Consider the following 17243-nt stretch of genomic DNA (forward strand, 5'->3'; position numbering starts at 1 on the left):
GGGGCCGGGGCACGGCGGTGGGTGGGGCAGGATCGACCCGTGTTCGAACTGACCGCGGCGGAGGACCTGCGCGCCGCCTCCGACGACGACGCCCTGCTGGTCTGGGCCGGGCAGGGCCTCACCCGGGGCGCCCGGGCCTGGACGCGCGGGCGGGCCGTCGCCGTGGCCTGCCCCGCGCTCTCCGGCCGCGACCGGATCGCGGTGCGCGGCCCCGTCGACGAGCTGTCGCCGCTGCTCGCCGAGGTGATCGACCTGGTCGGCCCCGGCTACCGGCCGCTCGGCGACGCCGACCTGCTGGCCGCGCTCGTCGCCCGGGACGACCGCCTCGAACTGCGCGGCCGGTTCGGCTGGATGGACCGCACCGGCCCGCTCGCGGCGGGGGAGGCGGGCCCCGGGGCGGTCGCGGAGTGGCTGACCGGGGCCGACCTCGGGGCGGCCGCCGAGCTGATGGACGGTCACTTCCCCGACTCGCACGCCCACCCCCGGCGGGCCGGGGCGACCGCCTGGGCCGGGGTGCGCGGCACCGGCGGGCGGCTCACCGCCCTCGCCGCCGACGCCTGGTCCGCCCCCGCGGTCGGCCTGCTGGCCGGCGTCGTCGCCGACCCCGAGCACGGCCGGGGCCGCGGCCACGCCGAAGCCGCCTGCCGGCTCGTGCTGACCCGCCTCCTGGAGCGCGCGCCGCGCGCCGCGCTGATGGTGCACGAGTGGAACGTGCCCGCGATCCGCCTCTACCGCCGGTTCGGGCTGGCCTACCGCCCGTTGGACGCCGCCGCGCAGCGGTGATCCGCCGGAGCGGGAGGTGGATGGGCGGGAAGCCGGTCGTGGGTGGCGGGGGTGCGGTGGTGACGGGCTGATGCGGTTCGGATCGGTCTGCGGCCCGCCGGGTATTGCTGCGCAGCGGTGATCCGTCGGGGCGTGGTCGGGTGCGTCGGGGCGGTCGTGCGTGGCTGGGAGGGCGTCAGTTCCGGCCGGTGGCGAGGTGGGTGGAGGCGGTGCGCCAGGCGGCGGTGACGGCGGCGTGCGCCCGGGCGGTGGCAGTGGCGGTGTCGCCGTCCAGGGTCAGGGGCGCTCCGACGTGGACGTGCACGGCGGGGCGGCGCAGGGGCGCGGTGAGGACGCCGGCGAGCTGTTTGGCGGTGGAGCCGGAGCTGATCCGGCGGGCGCCCGCCTGGCCGAGGGGGACGACGGGGGCGCCGTGCGCGGCGAGCCGGGCCAGGCCGGTGCGGAAGGGGCCGGGCGGGCTGTCGGCGGCGTCCACCCGGCGGGGCAGGCGGCCCTCGGGGTAGATCACGACGATCCGGCCGGCGGCCAGCGCGTCGGCCGCCGCGTCCAGGGCCTCGGCGGCCCGTTCGGTGCCGCGGTGCACGGGGATGTGGCCCTCGCGGACCAGCGCGCCGCCCAGCAGCGGGACGCGCCACAGCCCGGCCGTCGCCAGCACCACCGGTTCGACGCCGAGGCGCCGGACGGCGGCGAGCACCACGCCCGGGTCGACCAGGGAGGAGTGGTTGGGCGCGACGATGCTGCCGGGGGCCAGGACCGCGTCCTCGTCCGCGGTCACGGTGAGCCGTCCGAGGATCGGGACGACGGTGCGGGCGACGGCGCTCAGCATGGGTGGCTCTCGGTTCCTCGGGATCGGCGGCCGGGCCGGGCGGCCCCGGGCGGCCCGCCCATTGTGCCGCCGCCCCGCGCCGTCCGGCCTGAGCCCGGGTACTCAACCCCGGACGTGCCGGTGCTGCCGGTACTGTCGGTGCCGGTCGATAGCGTGTTCGCATGAGCGATGTGCTGCGGGATCTGCGTCGGTTGTCGCCGGAGGGGAATCCGGAGACGGTGGCCGGGTTGTTGCCGGCCGGGCGGTTGGTGAGGCCGGAGTTCGGCGACCGGGAGGCCGAGCCGGTGCTCTGGATGAGCGGGGCGGAGGCCCCGCAGGGGCTCTGGGAGCAGCTGCACCGGGCCCACCCGGCCAGCGGGCTCTGGCCGTTGCTGCTGGCCCCGCTCAAGGTGGACGAGGAGTTCCGCCCCTGGGCGAACGGGGAGCTCGACCCCCGCTCCGCGAGCGAGCCGGACTGGTACGACCCCGCCGCGCTGCTGCGCACCGGCTGGCAGTACTCGGTGACCCTCGACGCGGAGGGGGATCCGCTCGACCCCGAGGAGCGCGTCGAACTCGACGGCAGCATCGCCCCGTTCACGTCCGACTGGCCCGGCCCCGCCCCCGCCGGCGTGCCGGTCCGGGACCCGGACGACGCCGCCCGGGCGCTCGCCCGCCAGCTGTTCGCCAACGGGGCCGACGAGGGCCTGCGGATCGGCCTGGTCCCGGCCGCCACCGGCGCGCGGGCGCTGACCGCGCTGGGGTGGACCGGCCCCGTCAACCACGAGGACGACATCGCCAAGGTCTCCGCCGTGCTGCTCGACTGGGAGCGCCGGTTCGGCGCCCGGGTGGTCCAGGTCGGCTTCGCGGAGCTGGAGTTGAGCGTCGCCGCCCCGCCCGCGGACCTCGCCGCCGCGCTGCACGTCGCCGCCGAGCACCTCGCCTTCTGCCCCGACAACATCTTCCAGGGCTCCGGCTCCCTCGCCGAGTACGCCCCCGGCCTGGTCGGCTCCGGGCAGTGGTCGTTCTGGTGGGACTGACGGCCCGTCAATTTCGATCAGACTCGAACCACCCGTGCGAGTGGAGAACGGGCTCAGGGTTCCCCCGCCCGGGTGGTTTGGTTCGTTCGCAAGCAAGTTCGAGGCCGAACCGCCTCTAGGGTGACCGTGATCGATCGGCACCTGACCGCCGCGGGCGGAGAGGAGGACGGGGATGACGGACACCACCCGACCGGGGGCGGACTCGATGCTGCGCCGCACCCTGGGCGAGCGGCGGATCGCGCTGGTCGCCTGGCGGCTGCTCGTGCTGCAGAACGCCCACCCGGCCGTCGGCGCCGGCGTCCACGGGCTCTCCACCTACCGCAACCACCCCTGGCGGCGGATCGAGCACACCATGGACAGCGGCCGCCGCCTCTTCTTCTCCGACGCGGAGGCCCTGCGCCGCGAGGTCCAGCGCCTCGAACGCAGCCACCGCCGGGTCAACGGCACCGACCACCTCGGCCGCTCCTACAGCGCGCTCGACCCCGCCGTCCGGGTCTGGGTGCTGGTCACGCTCTACGAGGCGATGACCGCGCTCGGCACGCTCTCCGGCCGCCCGCTGCCCGCTGCCCGGCTCGACCAGCTGTACACCGAGTTCCGCGAGGTCTGCGCCGCCTTCGAACTGCCCGACGAGCTGTTCCCGGCCACCGCCGCCGACGTGCCCGGCTACCTCCGGGAGACCATCCGTGACACCCTCGAACTCACCGACGCCGCCCAGGACATGCTGTTCACCGTCCTGACCCGGGCGCCCGCCCCGCGCCGGCTCGGCCGGCTCCGTCCCGCCTGGCCGCTGCTGCGGCGCCTCGTCGGCGGGTTCGTCACCGCGCTCACCCTCGCCGACCTGCCGCCCGAGTTCCGGGCCAAGTTCGGCCTGCCCCGCGGCCGGTCCGCCGCCGCGCTGTCCTGGGCGGTCCACCGCGGGGCGCGGGTGGTCGCCCTCCACCTGCCCGACCGGCTCCGCTACCGCACGCTGTCCGACGGGGAGCGGGCCGAGGCCCGGAGCGCCGCCCCGCCCCGCCCGACCCGCACCCGGCGGCGGGACGACCGCCCCGCCCGGCTGGCCGCCTTCTACCACCAGGTGATGGACCAGACCGGCGACGGCCGGCTGACCTCCGCCGACTTCCGGGCGATGGCGCACAACGTCTGCTGGCCGCTGGAGTTGGACCAGGCCGGGGAGGACGCCGTCCACGCGGCCTTCGACACCTGGTGGCAGCAGTTGCGCGCCACCATGGACGCCGACGGCGACGGCGAGATCTCCTGCGAGGAGTTCGTCACCGCGATGCTCGCCGGCATCGACCGCGACCCCCACTACCTGGAGGCGGGCCTGCACGTCGCCGTCCGGGCCATGTTCCGGGCCGCCGACCTCGACGGCAGCGGCCTGCTCCACGCGGACGAGTACCGCACGCTGTTCGGCGGCTCGCGCGTCCATCCCGCCGAACTCGCCGACGGGTTCCAGCAGTTGGACACCGACGGGGACGGGCGGATCACCGAGGAGGAGTTCGTCCGCGGCTTCACCGGGTTCTTCACCGCCCGTACCGGCAGCGTCGCCGGCACCCAGTTGCTCGGCCGGGCGTGAACGGCTCCGGCCCGGGTCGGGGCTCGGGCCTGGGTCCGGTGGTCACGGGGAAGGCAGGGGCGTGCTGGCGGCCGGGTCGAGCAGGGCGGCCAGCGTCCGGATGCTGCCGCTGAAGCGGGCGGTCTCGTCGTTGTACGGAACGACCACGGCGTCGTCGAACGGTTGGAGGGAGCTGGTGCCGGGTGGCGGAGGGGGGAGGTCGAAGCGCCCGTTCGGGCCGCCCACGACGGCGTAGACGTCGGGCTCGATCCGGTGCAGGAACAGGACGGCGTGCTGCTCGAGCACGAACAGGGCGTCGTCCTCGACCCGGACGGCACGGCCGCCGTTCTGGCGGACGCGGATCAGGGTGCCGCCCGTCCGAGGGCTGCCCCCGTGGGCGGACAGCTGGCGTTGGACGAAGAAGCCGAAGTCGGTGCGGGTGATGCCGGCCGCGTCGGTGGACTCGCCGAGGTCCTGGTGGAAGACGCCCACGACGGCCAGGTCGCTGTGCGCGTCCAACTCCTTGACGTCGGTGTAGTGGGAGGCCCAGTCGATCTGGACGTGCCGGGTCGGCGGCCCGTCGTCGGAGCAGCCGGTGGCGGACAGGGCGAGTGCGCAGAGCAGGACGGCGACGGCGGCGGGGCGCGGGCGGGGAGACACGGCGGGGCGACTCCGTTCGGCGGCCTTCCGGTAGTTGACGGTCAGTCAGTGAAGCATGCGGGAAAGGGGGCGGGAAGTGGACGGGGAAGGGCTGCTCCGTGTCTGCCCGGGTTCCGGGAGGGAGCGGGGAGCGGGCCGGTCAGACCGGTTGCGCGGTCGCGGCCGACAGTTGGTTGGTGGCCGCCAGCACCTGGCCGGAGGACTGCGCGTGCGTGGTGCGGCGGGCCTCGGCGATCTCCGGGTCGGAGATCGAGACCGTGACGGTGTACGGGGCGGGCCCGGTGATGGTGCGGCTCGCGTCGGTCGGCAGCATGAGTCCGGAGGTGAGCGCCTGCGCGTCCACCCCCGGGCAGAGCGCGGCCTCCGGCAGGACGACGTGGGCGGAGGCGCCCGTCGGGCCCGTGACCAGCCAGCCGCCGCCGTCCGGCAGACGGCTCGCGCCGGACACCTCGGCGGGCAGTCCGTACGCGGCGGCGACCACCCCGTCCGGGCCTTCGATCTCGACCGCGACCCCGTCCCGCCCCAGCGGCGCGGCCAGGGTCAGCGGGCCGGAGCCGCCGGTGAGCAGCAGGTCGAAGGTGAACTCGCCCGGCAGGGAGGCGTCGAGGCGCTGGTGGCCGTAGGCGCCGAGGACCATCGCCGGTCCGGCCCCGCCCTCCGGCCCGGTCGGTCGGGCGGCGTCCGGGAAGCGGTGGTAGCCGTGCCGACCGCACGCGCTGCCGGCGAACACGCCGCCGCCGGAGAGCGCACGGTCGGCGGCGGTGCGCGGGGCGCCCACCCGGGCGGAGTCGGCCGCGACCTGGGGGGTGTGCGCCCGGTTCGGCCCGAACAGCACCCCGCCGACCACCAGCAGGACGATCAGCACGCCCAGGACAGCGGACCACTGCTCGCCGCGGCTGAGCACCCCGAACCGGCCCCGCAGGCCGGGGCGGCGGTACACGCCAGCCCCGTAGTCGCCGTCGTCCGACCGGTCGCGGCCCGGGCGCGGCCACCGCAGCCGCCCGGTGCGCCGGGCCCGGGCCGGGTCCTCGGCGGGCCGACGCCGGTCGCCCGGGTCGACCGGGGGCTCCCGGCGCCAGCGCTCGGCCAGCATTCGCGCCCGGGCGGACGGCTCGCTCACGGTGGCGGAGCGGACGAACTCCTCGTCCAGGACCAGTCCTTCGAACGGGTCCGGGGGCTCGATGGCATCGGGCTGGCGATGGTCGGACATTGCGCCAGTATGCCTGTCGCGGGCCGGGTCGCGGGGGCTATGTTCTCGATCACGGACGCCACACCCGGGAGGGCCCCGGGCGGGCCGTCGTCCCGAGAGGCGCGCCACCATGCCGCAGATCCTGATCGACCACTCCCCGGGCCTGGACTTCGACGCGCTCGCCTTCGCCGCGGAGGTGCACGCCCTGATCCCGACGGTGATCGACGCCCCGATCGGCGCGTGCAAGACGCTGGTGCGCCCGGCCCTGCGGCACCTGGTCGGTGACGGTGCGTCGGGGGAGGCCGTGGTGCTGGTGGAGATCAAGATCCTGGCCGGGCGCAGCACCGCGATCAGGGCCGAGCTCTCGGCCGCGGTGACGGACCTGCTGCGGGCGTACGTCCGGGTGCCCGTGGCGTTCGGGGTGGAGATCACCGAACTCGACCGGGAGACCTACCTCTTCGTCCACCACGACGGGAAGTGACCTCGCGCGGGCGCGGGAGGTCCGTGTGGGCGGCTCCGCGCGGGGTGTGGGGGAGAGGGCCCGGTCGGGTTCTCGGCCGACCGGGCAGAATCGTTTCAGCTGGGGGATGTCGGTCGGGTCACAGGCCGGGGGTGGATTCGTCGAAGAGCAGGCAGCGGCCCCGGTTGTCCAGGTCGAGGGTGCGGCCGGAGATCACTTGGCGGCCTTGGTCGTCCATCTCCCGGGCGGTGTGGTGGATTCCCTTGGCGCCGTTCAGGTCGGGGCGGCGGGCAGTGCGCTCCGGGTTGCCGCTGGCGGGCAGGAAGATCAGGTACTCCCAGTCCCGGGTCGGGTTGTGCACCGTGCTGCAGGTGTTCGGAGACAGTCGGATGGTGACGAAGTCGGTGTCGTTGGCGACGGCCGAGCGGCCGAAGCCGACAGCGCCGGTCCGGGTCAGGTCCAGGCGAGGGGTGCTGCGGGTCTTCTCCTGTTGGAAGATCCAGATCTGGCCGGTCTCCCGGTCGTTGTAGTCCTCGTGCTCGTAGAGGCAGAACGCGTCCGCCGGGCAGGCCGCCACCCCGTGTCCGCGGGTCATGTGGGCGCCGGAGCGCTGGGCGGTCGCCGCTCCCGCCGGAGTCGCGGTCGCCGCGGTGGCGGCCAGGAGCAGCAGTCCCGCCGACGCGCCAGTGATCATCTTCTTCATGCCCCGCCCAACGAGGCCCCGCCCGGGCAGGTACGCAAACCGTCGGATTTCGGGGCATTCCGTCACTCGGGCGGCGGCCTCGGCTACATGGCGTGATGATTCATTGTTGAAGCGTCGCCCCCGAGGGAGATTTTTCACCCGTCGAACTGATGGGCGAAATGATGGGCTCGGCCGGTCGCGGTCGGGGCCCGCCGGGTGGGGCGCGCGGTGGGCGGCCCTTGCTTGTGCCGCCGCGCGCCGGATGTCTATGTTGGGCCGGAGCCCGACCGTTCCAGCAGGCAAGAAGAGGTGTACCGGCACGATGTGTGGCCCCCGCCCGGCAGCACGGCACGGAAACGCGACCGGACCGACCGGTGCCCTCCGGGCGGAGGCGGCCTGAGATGACCCCCGCCCTCGACACCCCCGACACTCCCGGTGGCCCCGGCGCCTCCGACGCGATCGGCGCCCTGCTCGGCACCGGCCCGCGCCGCCCCGTCCCGCTGCCCGAGCCCGCCGAGCGCGAACGGCTGCGCACCTCCTACGGGTTGGGCAAGGCCGAGACCGCGCAGGCCCTCGGCATCAGCGCCGCCACGCTCACCGCCTGGGAGCAGGGCCGCCGCGACCCGCAGGGCGAGGGGCGTGCCGCGTACGCCCGGCTGCTGGAGGGCATGGCCGCGCAGCTCCCAGAGGCGGCAGTGGAAGAGGTGGACGAGGTGGCGGAGGAGGCGGAGGAGGAGGTCGTCGTTCCGTCGGCTGCCCCTGCCCCTGCCCCTGCCCCTGCCCCTGCCCCTGTCTCGGCTCCGGTGCCGCAGGCGGTGATGCTCGATCAGCACCCGGACGGGTCGCTGGTGATGGCCGCCGCCGAGCCCTGCGTGCAGTGCGGACAGCCCTCGGTGTACCGGTCCCAGGGGCGGCCCATGCACCTCGGCGGGTTCTGTCGGCCGGTCGCGCCCGCCTCCTCGGCCGTTTCCCCTGCCCCCTCGGCTGTGCCCCCCGTTGCCCCGCCCCCCGTTGTCCCGCCTTCCGGTGCGGCCCCTTCCGGCGTGGTCCCTTCCCGTGCTGCTGCTGCCGCCGCCGGTGGCGCCGCGGCCGTCGTCCTGTCGCCGCCGGTCCGGCGGCCCGCGCCGGCCGCTGCCAAGGGGAAGCCCCGGGGCGCGGGCAGCAGTGGCGGCGGGGGCGCGCGGAAGGCGGCCGCTGACGGGGAGGACTGGCAGGAGGCCGCCGCCGCGCGGTTCCCGGCCGGGCCGCTGGTGGTGGTGGACGTGGCCCCCGACGGCCGGTCGCTGATCGGGTACGACGCCGACGGGGCCGAACTGCCCGGCGAGCGCCCGCCCGGAAGCGCGCTGCCCCGACTGCTGGAGTGGGCGCTGGCCGCCGGCCTCGGCTCGGCCCGGCTGCACCGCCACGGCAAGGACGGCGACCCGCTGCTCGTCCTCACCGACGCCGCCGCCACCGAACTCGGCCTGCCGCCCGCCGGGCGCGACGAGAAGACCGAGTACGTCGCCCGGATCGGCCGCCTCCCCGACACCCACCGTCAGGTCAAGGCACTCGCCAAGGCGGACTGGCAGCTGACCCGGCGCGGCCTCGGCCCCTGGGCCCGGATCTACCGCGAGCCCGAGGCCGGGCGCCGCCAGTGCGTCCAGCTCTGCGTCCTGCCCTGGGGCGCGCTCTCCGGCGGCGGCTGGGCCGTCCCCGACACCCTGGCCGCCCCCGCACTCGCCCGCCTGCTCGGCGCCTACGCCCGACGGGTCGTCACCCCGCGCGGCTCCACCGCCGTCTCCGGCCTCGAACTCGTCACCGCGCTGCGCCCCCCGACCCGCCCCGTCCGCACCGACAGCGGCTGGACCTCCGGCCCCGTCGAGGGCTCCCGCAGCCGGGTGTTCGACGCCGCGCCGCCCGAGGTGCCCGACGAGCACCCGCTCGCCGCCGAACGCGAGGACGACGGCGTCCTGGCCACGGAAGCCTGGGACTGGCACCGCCCGCCCACCGCGGCCGAACTCGCCGCCCCCTTCGCCGTCGGACTCGACGTCAACACCGCCTTCCTCGCGGCCGCCGGACGGCTCACCCTGCCGCTGTCCGAACCCGTCCACGAGCTGAACCCCGCCTTCGACCGCAGGACGCCCGGCAGTTGGCGGGCCGACCTCAGCGGCCTCGTCCTCGACCCGCTGCTGCCCAACCCGTTCACCGCCGACGGCACCGCCCCCACCGGCCCCGCCTGGTACAGCACCGCCAAACTCGCCTACGCCGTCGAACTCGGCGCCGACGTCCGCCCCACCGAGGCGTGGCTGCGGCACGAGTCCGGCCCGTACCTCGACCCCTGGCACAAGCGGCTGCGGCAGGCGTACGTCGACACCATGGCCGCGCTCGGCGTCCCGCTCGACCTCGCCGACCGCGACCCGCGGGCCTTCCTCGACGCGATGGCCGCGCTGCCCGGCGGCGACCCGGCCGAACTCGCGGTGCTCGGCGCGATCAAGCAGACCGCCAAGGGCACCATCGGCAAGTTCCGCGAACGCCCGCGCGGCCTCGGCTACCGCCCCGGCCAGCGCTGGGCCGCCCTCGAACGCCCCACCTGGGACCCGCTGGTCCGCGCCCTGGTGATCGACACCGCCACCGTCAACCTGCACCGCAAACTCGCCCGGCTGCACGCCGAACTCGGCACCCCGCCGCTCGCTGTCCTCTCCGACTGCGCGGTCTTCGCCGCCCCCGGCCCCTCCGCGCTCGACGTGCTCCGCCGCCCCGACGGCACCCTCAGCACCGCGCTGCGGCTGGGCATCTCGCCCGGCCACGTCAAGTTCGAGGGCAGCCGGCCGTTCGCCGAGATCCGCGAACTGATCGCCGACGGGGCCAACCCCGCCCGGTACATCAAGACCGGCGGCCGGGTCTCCGCCGACGAGTGAGCCCGCCCGGCGGGGTCGCCCCGAGGGGCGCGGTGGGTGTGGACCGTCCAGCAGCAGTGAGGAAGTGACGCCCCGTGGGGGAGATTGAGGAAGGGATGGAGCGGGTCGAGCGGACCCGGCCCGTCCCGCGCACCGTGCCCGCCCGGGTCCGGTACCTGGTCAAGCAGGCCAAGGGCTCCACCCGGGCGGTCGCCGCCGAACTCGGCGTCAGCCAGCGCACCGTGCAGCGCTGGCTCAAGGGCACCATCAGCCCGAAGCCGGACGCGGCCCGCCGGATCGAGGAGAAGGTCCGGGCCCGCTGGCAGCCCGGGGTGCGCCGCCGGGTGCGCCGCCGCGCCGAGGCGGACGGCTTCATGGTGCACATCCAGGCCCGGTTCGGCTACAGCGCCGCGGCCGGCTCCACCGACGACCCGCGCGAACGCCTGATCACCCAGCACCTGCCCGGCGAGGTCGCCCGCGAGCTGTACGCCGCCCGCGACGCCGGGGCCACCGAGACCGACCAACGCCGCATCCTCGCCACCGCCCTCCAGGAGCACTACTTCAAGGACGGCGGCCGCCGCGCGGACGGCCTCACCGCCGAGATCAACGACCTCGGCTGGATCGAACTGGAGATCTGACTCCCCGCCACCCGCACCCCCCCCGCCGCCACGGGAAGGAACGTTCGCCGGGGCGGCGCCGTTGCGATCTCCGGTGGCACGGAGTGGAGGGGGAGCGCGGTGGCGGTGCGGACGTGGGCGGCGTCGGGCGGAGTGAAGTCGCTGTGGTGGGACGACCTGTTCGAGCCGTACGCCGGGGTCGACGCCGAGATCGGGGCCGCCTGCTGGCTGGACGCGGACCGGGTGGCGACGGCCTCCACCCAGGAAGCGCTCGGGTGGGACGAGGAACCCGTGTTCGGGACCATGCTGCTCGGGGTCTGGTCCGTCGGGCAGCGCCGCTGGTTGCACCGCAGCCCGATCGACCGCCCCACCGGCACCCTGCTGGCCCGCGGTTCCCAGCCGGTCTCGCTGAACGGCCGCCCCCGGCTGCTCGACGCCGCGACCGGACGGGTCGTCGCCGAGTGGCCCGAGGTGCGCGTCCCCGGGAAGACCGCGTGCTACGGCGTGGAACACGTCCCCGGCGCGGTCGCGGCCGTCAGCCCCGACGGGGCGCGGCTCGCTGTCGGCGGGGCGGACGGCGTCACCGTCATCGACCTGCCGGAGCAGTGGTCCCGGCGCAGTGGTTAAGGTCGGAGGATGAGCGCCCGCTACCTTCTCCCGTACGCCCCCGATGCGATCGGCGGCCTGCCCGCCGGACTCGAAGCCCTGGTCTGGGACGGGGACGGGCCGGTGCCGCCGGACGAGGCGCTCCGGGAGGTCGAGTTCTTCTGCCTCCCCTACCTGCGGCACGCCGCCGCGCTCCCGCTGATCCCGCGCCTGCCGTCGCTCAAGGTGGTCCAGACGCTGACCGCCGGGATGGACGACGTGCTGCCGCACGTGCCGGAGGGCGTCCGCGCCGACAACGCCCGCGGGCTGCACGACGCCAGCACCGCCGAACTGGCCGTCACCCTGATCCTGGCCTCGCTGCGCGGCGTCCCGCACTTCACCCGTCTCCAGCAACAGGGACGCTGGCAGCAGGAGTTCCACCCGTCCCTCGCCGACCGGACGGTGCTGGTCGTCGGGTACGGCTCGATCGGCCGCGCGCTCGCCGCCCGGCTGGAACCCTTCGAGTGCGAGATCGTCAAGGTCGCGCGCCGCCCCCGCCCCGAGGAGGGCGTGCACGGCACGGCCGAGTTGGCGGCGCTGCTCCCCGCCGCGGACGTCGTCGTGCTGCTGACCCCGCTCACCCCCGAGAGCCACCACCTGGTCGACGCCGGGTTCCTGTCCCAGATGAAGGACGGCGCGCTGCTGGTCAACGTCGCGCGCGGCCCCGTCGTCGACACCGCGGCACTGCTGGAGGAACTCTCCGCGCGGCGCCTGCGGGCCGCGCTCGACGTCACCGACCCCGAGCCGCTCCCCGCCGACCACCCGCTCTGGCACGCCCCCGGCGTCCTGATCACCCCGCACGTCGGCGGCCCCAGCAGCGCCTTCCGCCCCCGGGCCGAGCGCCTGCTGCGCGAACGCGTCCTGCGGTTCGAGAGCGGCCGCTGACCCGCTCCCGACCGGGGACACCGGTTCGTCCTGAACGACCACGGCCGGTCGGGCCCCTGGGCGGGGTCCGACCGGCCGTGGTCGTGATCGGGTCAGCCGGTGCCGTGGTGGCCGCCGGCTTCCTGGGTCAGAGGAGCTGCCAGGTGTGGTCGTCGGTGTCGCTGCAGGTGTAGACGGTCAGCCGGGCGTCGTTGCCGCCGGTGCGGACGCCGTCGACGTCGAGGCACAGGCCGCTCTTCACGTTGACGAGCCAGTTGCCGTCATTGGGCCGGGGCACCAGCTTGTAGAGCTCGTTGTCGGAGGTGCTCCCGCTGCAGGTGTACTCGCTGACCAGGGTGCCGCTGGGCACGCCGTCGAAGTAGGGGAGGTCGAGGCAGAGGTTGTCCTTGTCGTTGCGGACGGTGTACTGGGCGTAGCCGTCGGCGGTGGTGCCGTAGTTGTCGAAGTGGAAGCGCTGGTTGTCCGAGGACGTTCCGTTGCAGGTGTACTGGTTGACGGCGCCGCCGATGCCGCCGTTGCCGTAGCCGGGGAGGTCGGCGCACTTGGCGGTGACGGTGTTGTACAGCAGGTAGGAGCGGCCCGCGGTGGCGCTCACCCAGGAAGCGAGCCCGTCGGTGCGGGCCGCCTGGGCGGTGGTGCGGGTCTCGGTCGACGGAGCGCCGAGGCAGCCGCCCTGCCAGGAGCGGGAGATGACGCCGACGAGGGCGGGCTTGCCGTTCTCGGTGCGCCACAGCGGCCCGCCGGCGTCGCCCTGGCAGATCCGGCCGGAGCCGGTGGGGGCGACGGCGAACCCGGTCGGCGTGACGGTGTTGGCGGTGGTGGCGGGGGTGTGCAGCACGCCCGGGCCCCAGCCGGTCGCGGTGCGGCCGTAGCCGGCGGCCGTCAGCGCGCCGCCGTTGGTGGCGGCCGTCGAGGTGATCGCGGCCGGGGTGATGCCGACCGCGGGTGCCTGCAGCCGGGCGAGGACGACGTCCCGGTCGGTCTGCGGGACGAGTTCGGCGACCGTGGTGGTGAAGCCGCCGGAGGTGGCGGGGTCGGTGCGGCCGACGGTGGCGGTGGTGGGCAGCTTGGGGGCGCCCTGGACGACGTCGTCGGGGTTGTCGGGGTGGTCGGAGAAGCAGCTCCTGGCGGTGAGGACCCACATCGGGTCGACGAGCGCGCCGGAGCAGGTCCGGCCGGCGGCGCCGATGGCCAGACGGGTGTTGAAGGCGGTCGCCGGGTCGTTCTGGCCGGTGGCGGGGGTGGTGGCGGGGCCGGTGATCCGCAGTTCCTGCAGGACGGTGCCCGCGCCGAGGTCGGTGGCCGCGTCGGCGGCGGTGTCGGTGCTCTGCGCGCCGCCGTTGACGGTGAGGGTGCTGCGCAGGGTGCGGCCGGTGGTCTCGATCCGGGTGGTGCCCGGGAGGTTGAGGGCCAGGTAGCCGGTGGCGGCCGGTGCGGTGAAGCAGATGCGGTGCTGGGACAGCGTGATGCCGTTCGCGGTGACCGCGATCTGGTGCGGGGCGTCGCAGGCGACGGGGGTGATCAGGCCGTCACCCCGCACCAGCGTCGCGCCGGTGGTGGCCGCGATGTTCTGCGCACCGGGGTAGACGCCGTCCTCCACGGCGGAGGGTGGTGCTGGCGCCGGGACCGCGTCGAGGCTGTAGGCGGTGTTGGGGCCGGTGAGGGTGTAGCCGGGGTCGGCGGTGGTGCCGGTGCGGGTGCCGGTCCAGGTCTGCAGGGTGCCCTGGGGGGTGATGGCCCACAGCGAGGGGGCGCCGTTGCCGGTGAGGTCGCCGTCGGAGCCGATGCGGGGCCAGGCGGCGGCGGTGATGTTGGTGGCGACGGTCTTGGCGGTGCCGAGGCCGGTGATCACCGGGTAGCTGTAGGTGTTGCCGAAGCTGTCGGTCTGGCTGATGCTGCCGAGGACGAGGGGGTAGGCGGTGAGGGTGCCGGTGGTGCGGTTGCGCGCCCAAAGGCCGGGCCGGGTCTGGGTGGTCCAGCTCCCGGGGCTGATCAGGTCGGTGTCCTTCCAGCCGCTCGCGGCCAGGCGGATCGGGGCGCCGAGGGTGTTGTCGGTGGTGGTGGGGTAGTACCAGAGCGCGGCGTCGCTGCCGGCGGTTTCGGTGGTGAGCAGGCCGGTGCGGTTCTTGTTCTGGTTGGTGGTGCTGCGGTCGGTGGAGGCGGGGTCGCCCAGGGCCGCGATCTGCTGGGTGGTGGCCCAGGTGGTGGCGTAGCCGGTGCAGTCGGGGTTGGAGGTGCTCACGGCGCAGGCGGGCTTGGCGAGGGCAGTCTTGGTGTCGAAGGTGCCGCTGACGCCGGTGTTGCCCGGGTTCTTGTAGACCCACAGGGCGGCGTCGCCGTCCTTGTGGGCGAGCAGGTCGTCCAGGTCGGGGCCCAGCCGCAGGCTGCCCCGGTGCGTGGTGCGGTAGTTGGCCCAGGAGTCGCCGCCGGGGGACTGCGCGGTGGTGGCGGCGGAGGCGTTCTGGGGGCCGGTGGCGGGGGCGGTGTAGGCGCGCAGGTCGCCGGCCGGGCCCCAGGTGAGGACGTCGGGGGTGCGGGCGCCGTTCTGCTCGCCGTTGACGTCGCCGTACACGGGCTGCGGGCCGTTCGGGTTCCACGGCACGTAGAAGGCGTACTGGCCGACGGGGGAGACGTTGCCGGCGTTGTCGAGGGTCTGGGCGTAGAGGACGTTGGTGCCCCAGCGGCCCGGGGTGACGCTGATCTGGCCGTTGGGCATGTAGGCGCCGCACTGCCAGGTGGCGCCGGTGAACTGCGCATCGAAGGACCAGCGCAGGCAGACCAGGCCGGAGCTGTTCAGGCCGCTCGGGTTCGGGTCGGCGGCGGTGAAGGGGATGCTGCCGCTCTGCCCGGCCCGCAGCGCCGTGGTCTGTCCGCTGCCCGAGGGCGGGAACTGGGTGGCCGGGTCCGTGACGGTGGTGGGGAAGGCGAGGGTCGGCGGGGTGGTGTCGACCTTGAAGAAGCAGCTCGGGGTCGGGCCGTTCCAGCCCACACCGTTGAGGCCGTCGGTCGCGAACAGGCTCCAGCCGTAGGAGTGGCCGTCCTGCAGGGTGCCGCCGGGCAGCCAGAAGGAGGCGGCGGCGTTGTTGGCGACGAGCTCGGAGAACCCGCTGGCGACGTCCGGCGAACCGGGCTGGTTGTAGTCCCAGATGTGGCTCCAGGTACCGGCCTGGCCCTGGGTGGGGCTGGAGACGGTCGCGGTCAGCGCGACGGCCTGGGCCTGCGAGGCCCCGGCCCCGAGCCAGCCCCAGGCGCTGGCGTCGCCGTTGCCGCAGGATTGCCGGTTCTGGTTGTCCCCGGCGGTGCGGGGGGAGGGGACGACGGCCGGGTTCGCGGGCGCGTCGGGCACCCGGTCGTAGGTGACCGTCAGGCTCGGGTTGTTGCTCAGGCGCTTGAAGCCGTAGGCGTCGCTCTCGTTGCCGAACACACCGTAGGTCTGGTTGTCGTACGAAGTGCCGTACTGCCGCATCGAGTCGGTGACGTTGTAGTCGAACCCGACGGTGCTGCTGCAGCCGGACTGGCCGGTGCCGGGCACGTTACGGGTGCCGTCCAGCTTGCCGCCGACCGTACCGGGCTGGGTGCTCCAGCTGGTGCTGTTGCTGATTCCGCCGGTCAGGTACAGGTCGACGGGGTAGGTCGTGCCGCAGGCGTAGTTGGCCGAGTACACCTCCTGCAGGCTGACCGTCGCGCTGCTGATCACCGCGCCGCGCAGCGAGCGGGTGTCGAACTCGTAGAACGACCGCTCGACGTCGCTGGGGACGCAGCTGCCGCCGTTGGGGTAGGTGCCGCAGACGCCGACGCCCGGGCGGGCCGAACCGGTGCCGTAGACCTTGTAGTTGCCGGCGTTGGTGGGATGGGCCGACTGCACCCAGGTCCAGGCCGCGGCCGTGTTCGAGGCCGGGATCCAGGCCGGGTCGATGTAGTACGGCGCGGTGCCGTGGGCCAGCAGGTCCTGACTGGGCGTCAGCGTCAGCGAGCCCGCGTCGGTGGCCACCGGCATCACGGCGACGGTCGCGCCGGTGCCCGGGCCGTCCGCCGAACTCGCCGCCGGGGCGGGGGCGGGGGCGGATTCGGCGGACGGGGCCGCATTCTTCGCCGCCTGCTTGGCGGCCGGGGCCTTGCCGCTGCTGTCCCACATGGTCGGCGCGGGAGCGGTCCAACGGGCCTTGCCGTCCGCGCCCTTCGCGGTGAGCGCGCCGTCCTTGTCCGCGGCGATCTCGACGCCGTCGGCGGTGGTGGCGAAACGCAGCTTCTTCAACGCCTCGCCTGCGGCGGCCTGCTGGGTCTTGACCACGAGCACGGTGGAGACGCCGCCGAACCTCGACGCCGTCACCTTCAGGTCCACCTCCGGCACCACGTCCGGGTACAGCAGGCCGTCACCGTCCGCGTCCACGCTCGGCGCCGGCAGCGCGAACGGCGCCGAGATGGAGAGCTTCTTCCCGTCCGCACTGGTCAGCGTCGCCAGCGGACCGCTCCCGCCACCCGACAGCACCACACCCGCGGCCGCCGACCTCGGCGCGAACGCACCGTCCGCCCGCTTGCCGAGCGTGGCGTCCAGCGCCACCCACTTCCCGTCCCGCTTCACCCGCTTCTGCTCCGGCGCCGCCGTCAACAGCAGATGCCCCTCCGGCGTCGCCGACGTCTCACCCGACTCCGTCGTCAACGACTCGATCACCACGTTCTTGCCCGTGGCCTTCGCCTGCGCCAACGCCCGGTCCGTCTCCGACTGGGGACGCTGCTGCTCACGCTGCTTGGCGACCGCCGCGATCTCCCCGGCCGAGGGCAACTGCTGCGCGTCGGCCGCGAACGCGACCGGCACGGCCAACCCGCCCGCCAGGGCCAACGCCCCGGTCAGACCCACCATCCGTAGCGCGGCAGCGCCGCGATACCTTCTGCTCACAGTCAAAACTCCTGTATCTGATGGAACGTCAAGTCTTCTGGCCGAAATGACCGTTCGTTTTCTTTGGATCATCGAGGACGGTCGGCGGAAATTTTCGGGACGCCGTCAGGTCCGTTTGATGCGCACCGTCGTCGATGGTCCGGGATGTTGCGGGA

At 74.8% G+C, this 17243-nt stretch carries 13 protein-coding genes; 8 read left to right on the forward strand and 5 right to left on the reverse strand.

Going from position 1 to position 17243, the window contains the following annotated elements; all coding sequences use genetic code 11:
• Positions 1-39: 39 nt before the first annotated feature.
• Positions 40-783, forward strand: coding sequence for a GNAT family N-acetyltransferase (locus ACIQBJ_RS15235; protein WP_400709014.1), 744 nt, complete (start codon positions 40-42; stop codon positions 781-783).
• Positions 784-958: 175 nt separating this feature from the next.
• Here the strand turns inward: ACIQBJ_RS15235 and ACIQBJ_RS15240 are convergent, their stop codons facing one another.
• Complete coding sequence (locus ACIQBJ_RS15240) at positions 959-1609, reverse strand: lysophospholipid acyltransferase family protein (RefSeq protein ID WP_400709017.1); 651 nt, start codon at positions 1607-1609, stop codon at positions 959-961.
• 161 nt (positions 1610-1770) lie between these two features.
• Between ACIQBJ_RS15240 and ACIQBJ_RS15245 the strand changes: the two genes are divergently transcribed.
• Both ACIQBJ_RS15245 and ACIQBJ_RS15250 read left to right on the forward strand, forming a co-directional pair.
• The gene (locus tag ACIQBJ_RS15245; protein WP_400709020.1) at positions 1771-2625 is read left to right on the forward strand and encodes a DUF4253 domain-containing protein; all 855 of its coding nucleotides are present in this window, start codon (positions 1771-1773) and stop codon (positions 2623-2625) included.
• 172 nt (positions 2626-2797) lie between these two features.
• Positions 2798-4198: an oxygenase MpaB family protein gene (locus ACIQBJ_RS15250; RefSeq protein ID WP_400709023.1), complete on the forward strand. Its 1401-nt coding sequence runs from the start codon at positions 2798-2800 to the stop codon at positions 4196-4198.
• 42 nt (positions 4199-4240) lie between these two features.
• Here ACIQBJ_RS15250 and ACIQBJ_RS15255 read toward each other — a convergent pair whose 3' ends face one another.
• Entirely contained in the window at positions 4241-4837 is a 597-nt protein-coding gene (locus ACIQBJ_RS15255) for a hypothetical protein (protein WP_400709026.1), read from the reverse strand.
• A 139-nt stretch (positions 4838-4976) separates the two neighbouring features.
• The gene (locus ACIQBJ_RS15260) at positions 4977-6047 is read right to left on the reverse strand and encodes a hypothetical protein (RefSeq protein WP_400709029.1); all 1071 of its coding nucleotides are present in this window, start codon (positions 6045-6047) and stop codon (positions 4977-4979) included.
• Positions 6048-6156: 109 nt separating this feature from the next.
• Here ACIQBJ_RS15260 and ACIQBJ_RS15265 point away from each other — a divergent pair, with 109 nt between their 5' ends.
• Positions 6157-6507 (forward strand): 5-carboxymethyl-2-hydroxymuconate Delta-isomerase, encoded by a 351-nt coding sequence (locus ACIQBJ_RS15265; protein ID WP_400709032.1) that lies wholly within the window; start codon positions 6157-6159, stop codon positions 6505-6507.
• Positions 6508-6625: 118 nt separating this feature from the next.
• On the opposite strand, the gene ACIQBJ_RS15270 is transcribed toward ACIQBJ_RS15265, so the two are convergent.
• Positions 6626-7180 carry a peptidase inhibitor family I36 protein gene (locus ACIQBJ_RS15270; protein WP_400709035.1) on the reverse strand — a complete coding sequence of 185 codons (555 nt, stop codon included), beginning with the start codon at positions 7178-7180 and terminating at the stop codon, positions 6626-6628.
• A 389-nt stretch (positions 7181-7569) separates the two neighbouring features.
• Between ACIQBJ_RS15270 and tap the strand changes: the two genes are divergently transcribed.
• The 4 genes from tap to ACIQBJ_RS15290 all read left to right on the forward strand — a co-directional run bounded on the left by tap (position 7570) and on the right by ACIQBJ_RS15290 (position 12191).
• Positions 7570-10065, forward strand: coding sequence for a telomere-associated protein Tap (tap, locus tag ACIQBJ_RS15275; protein WP_400709038.1), 2496 nt, complete (start codon positions 7570-7572; stop codon positions 10063-10065).
• A gap of 74 nt (positions 10066-10139) precedes the next feature.
• Positions 10140-10682 carry a telomere-protecting terminal protein Tpg gene (tpg, locus tag ACIQBJ_RS15280; RefSeq protein WP_400709041.1) on the forward strand — a complete coding sequence of 181 codons (543 nt, stop codon included), beginning with the start codon at positions 10140-10142 and terminating at the stop codon, positions 10680-10682.
• A gap of 99 nt (positions 10683-10781) precedes the next feature.
• A complete protein-coding gene (locus ACIQBJ_RS15285; protein ID WP_400709044.1) occupies positions 10782-11288 on the forward strand; it encodes a hypothetical protein in 507 nt (168 codons plus the stop codon).
• 9 nt (positions 11289-11297) lie between these two features.
• The gene (locus ACIQBJ_RS15290; protein ID WP_400709047.1) at positions 11298-12191 is read left to right on the forward strand and encodes a 2-hydroxyacid dehydrogenase; all 894 of its coding nucleotides are present in this window, start codon (positions 11298-11300) and stop codon (positions 12189-12191) included.
• A 127-nt stretch (positions 12192-12318) separates the two neighbouring features.
• Here ACIQBJ_RS15290 and ACIQBJ_RS15295 read toward each other — a convergent pair whose 3' ends face one another.
• Positions 12319-17088: an RICIN domain-containing protein gene (locus tag ACIQBJ_RS15295; protein ID WP_400709050.1), complete on the reverse strand. Its 4770-nt coding sequence runs from the start codon at positions 17086-17088 to the stop codon at positions 12319-12321.
• Positions 17089-17243: the final 155 nt, after the last annotated feature.

The organism is Kitasatospora sp. NPDC088391 (genome assembly GCF_044753345.1).
Taxonomy (GTDB): Bacteria; Actinomycetota; Actinomycetes; order Streptomycetales; family Streptomycetaceae; genus Kitasatospora.

Excerpts from the sequence above, each read along its gene's own strand:
- ACIQBJ_RS15270 (WP_400709035.1), bottom strand. The coding sequence starts at position 7,180 with ATGATCACTGGCGCGTCGGCGGGACTGCTGCTCCTGGCCGCCACCGCG.
- ACIQBJ_RS15265 (WP_400709032.1), top strand. The coding sequence starts at position 6,157 with ATGCCGCAGATCCTGATCGACCACTCCCCGGGCCTGGACTTCGACGCG.
- ACIQBJ_RS15250 (WP_400709023.1), top strand. The coding sequence starts at position 2,798 with ATGACGGACACCACCCGACCGGGGGCGGACTCGATGCTGCGCCGCACC.
- tap (WP_400709038.1), top strand. The coding sequence starts at position 7,570 with ATGACCCCCGCCCTCGACACCCCCGACACTCCCGGTGGCCCCGGCGCC.
- ACIQBJ_RS15245 (WP_400709020.1), top strand. The coding sequence starts at position 1,771 with ATGAGCGATGTGCTGCGGGATCTGCGTCGGTTGTCGCCGGAGGGGAAT.
- ACIQBJ_RS15290 (WP_400709047.1), top strand. The coding sequence starts at position 11,298 with ATGAGCGCCCGCTACCTTCTCCCGTACGCCCCCGATGCGATCGGCGGC.
- ACIQBJ_RS15260 (WP_400709029.1), bottom strand. The coding sequence starts at position 6,047 with ATGTCCGACCATCGCCAGCCCGATGCCATCGAGCCCCCGGACCCGTTC.
- ACIQBJ_RS15240 (WP_400709017.1), bottom strand. The coding sequence starts at position 1,609 with ATGCTGAGCGCCGTCGCCCGCACCGTCGTCCCGATCCTCGGACGGCTC.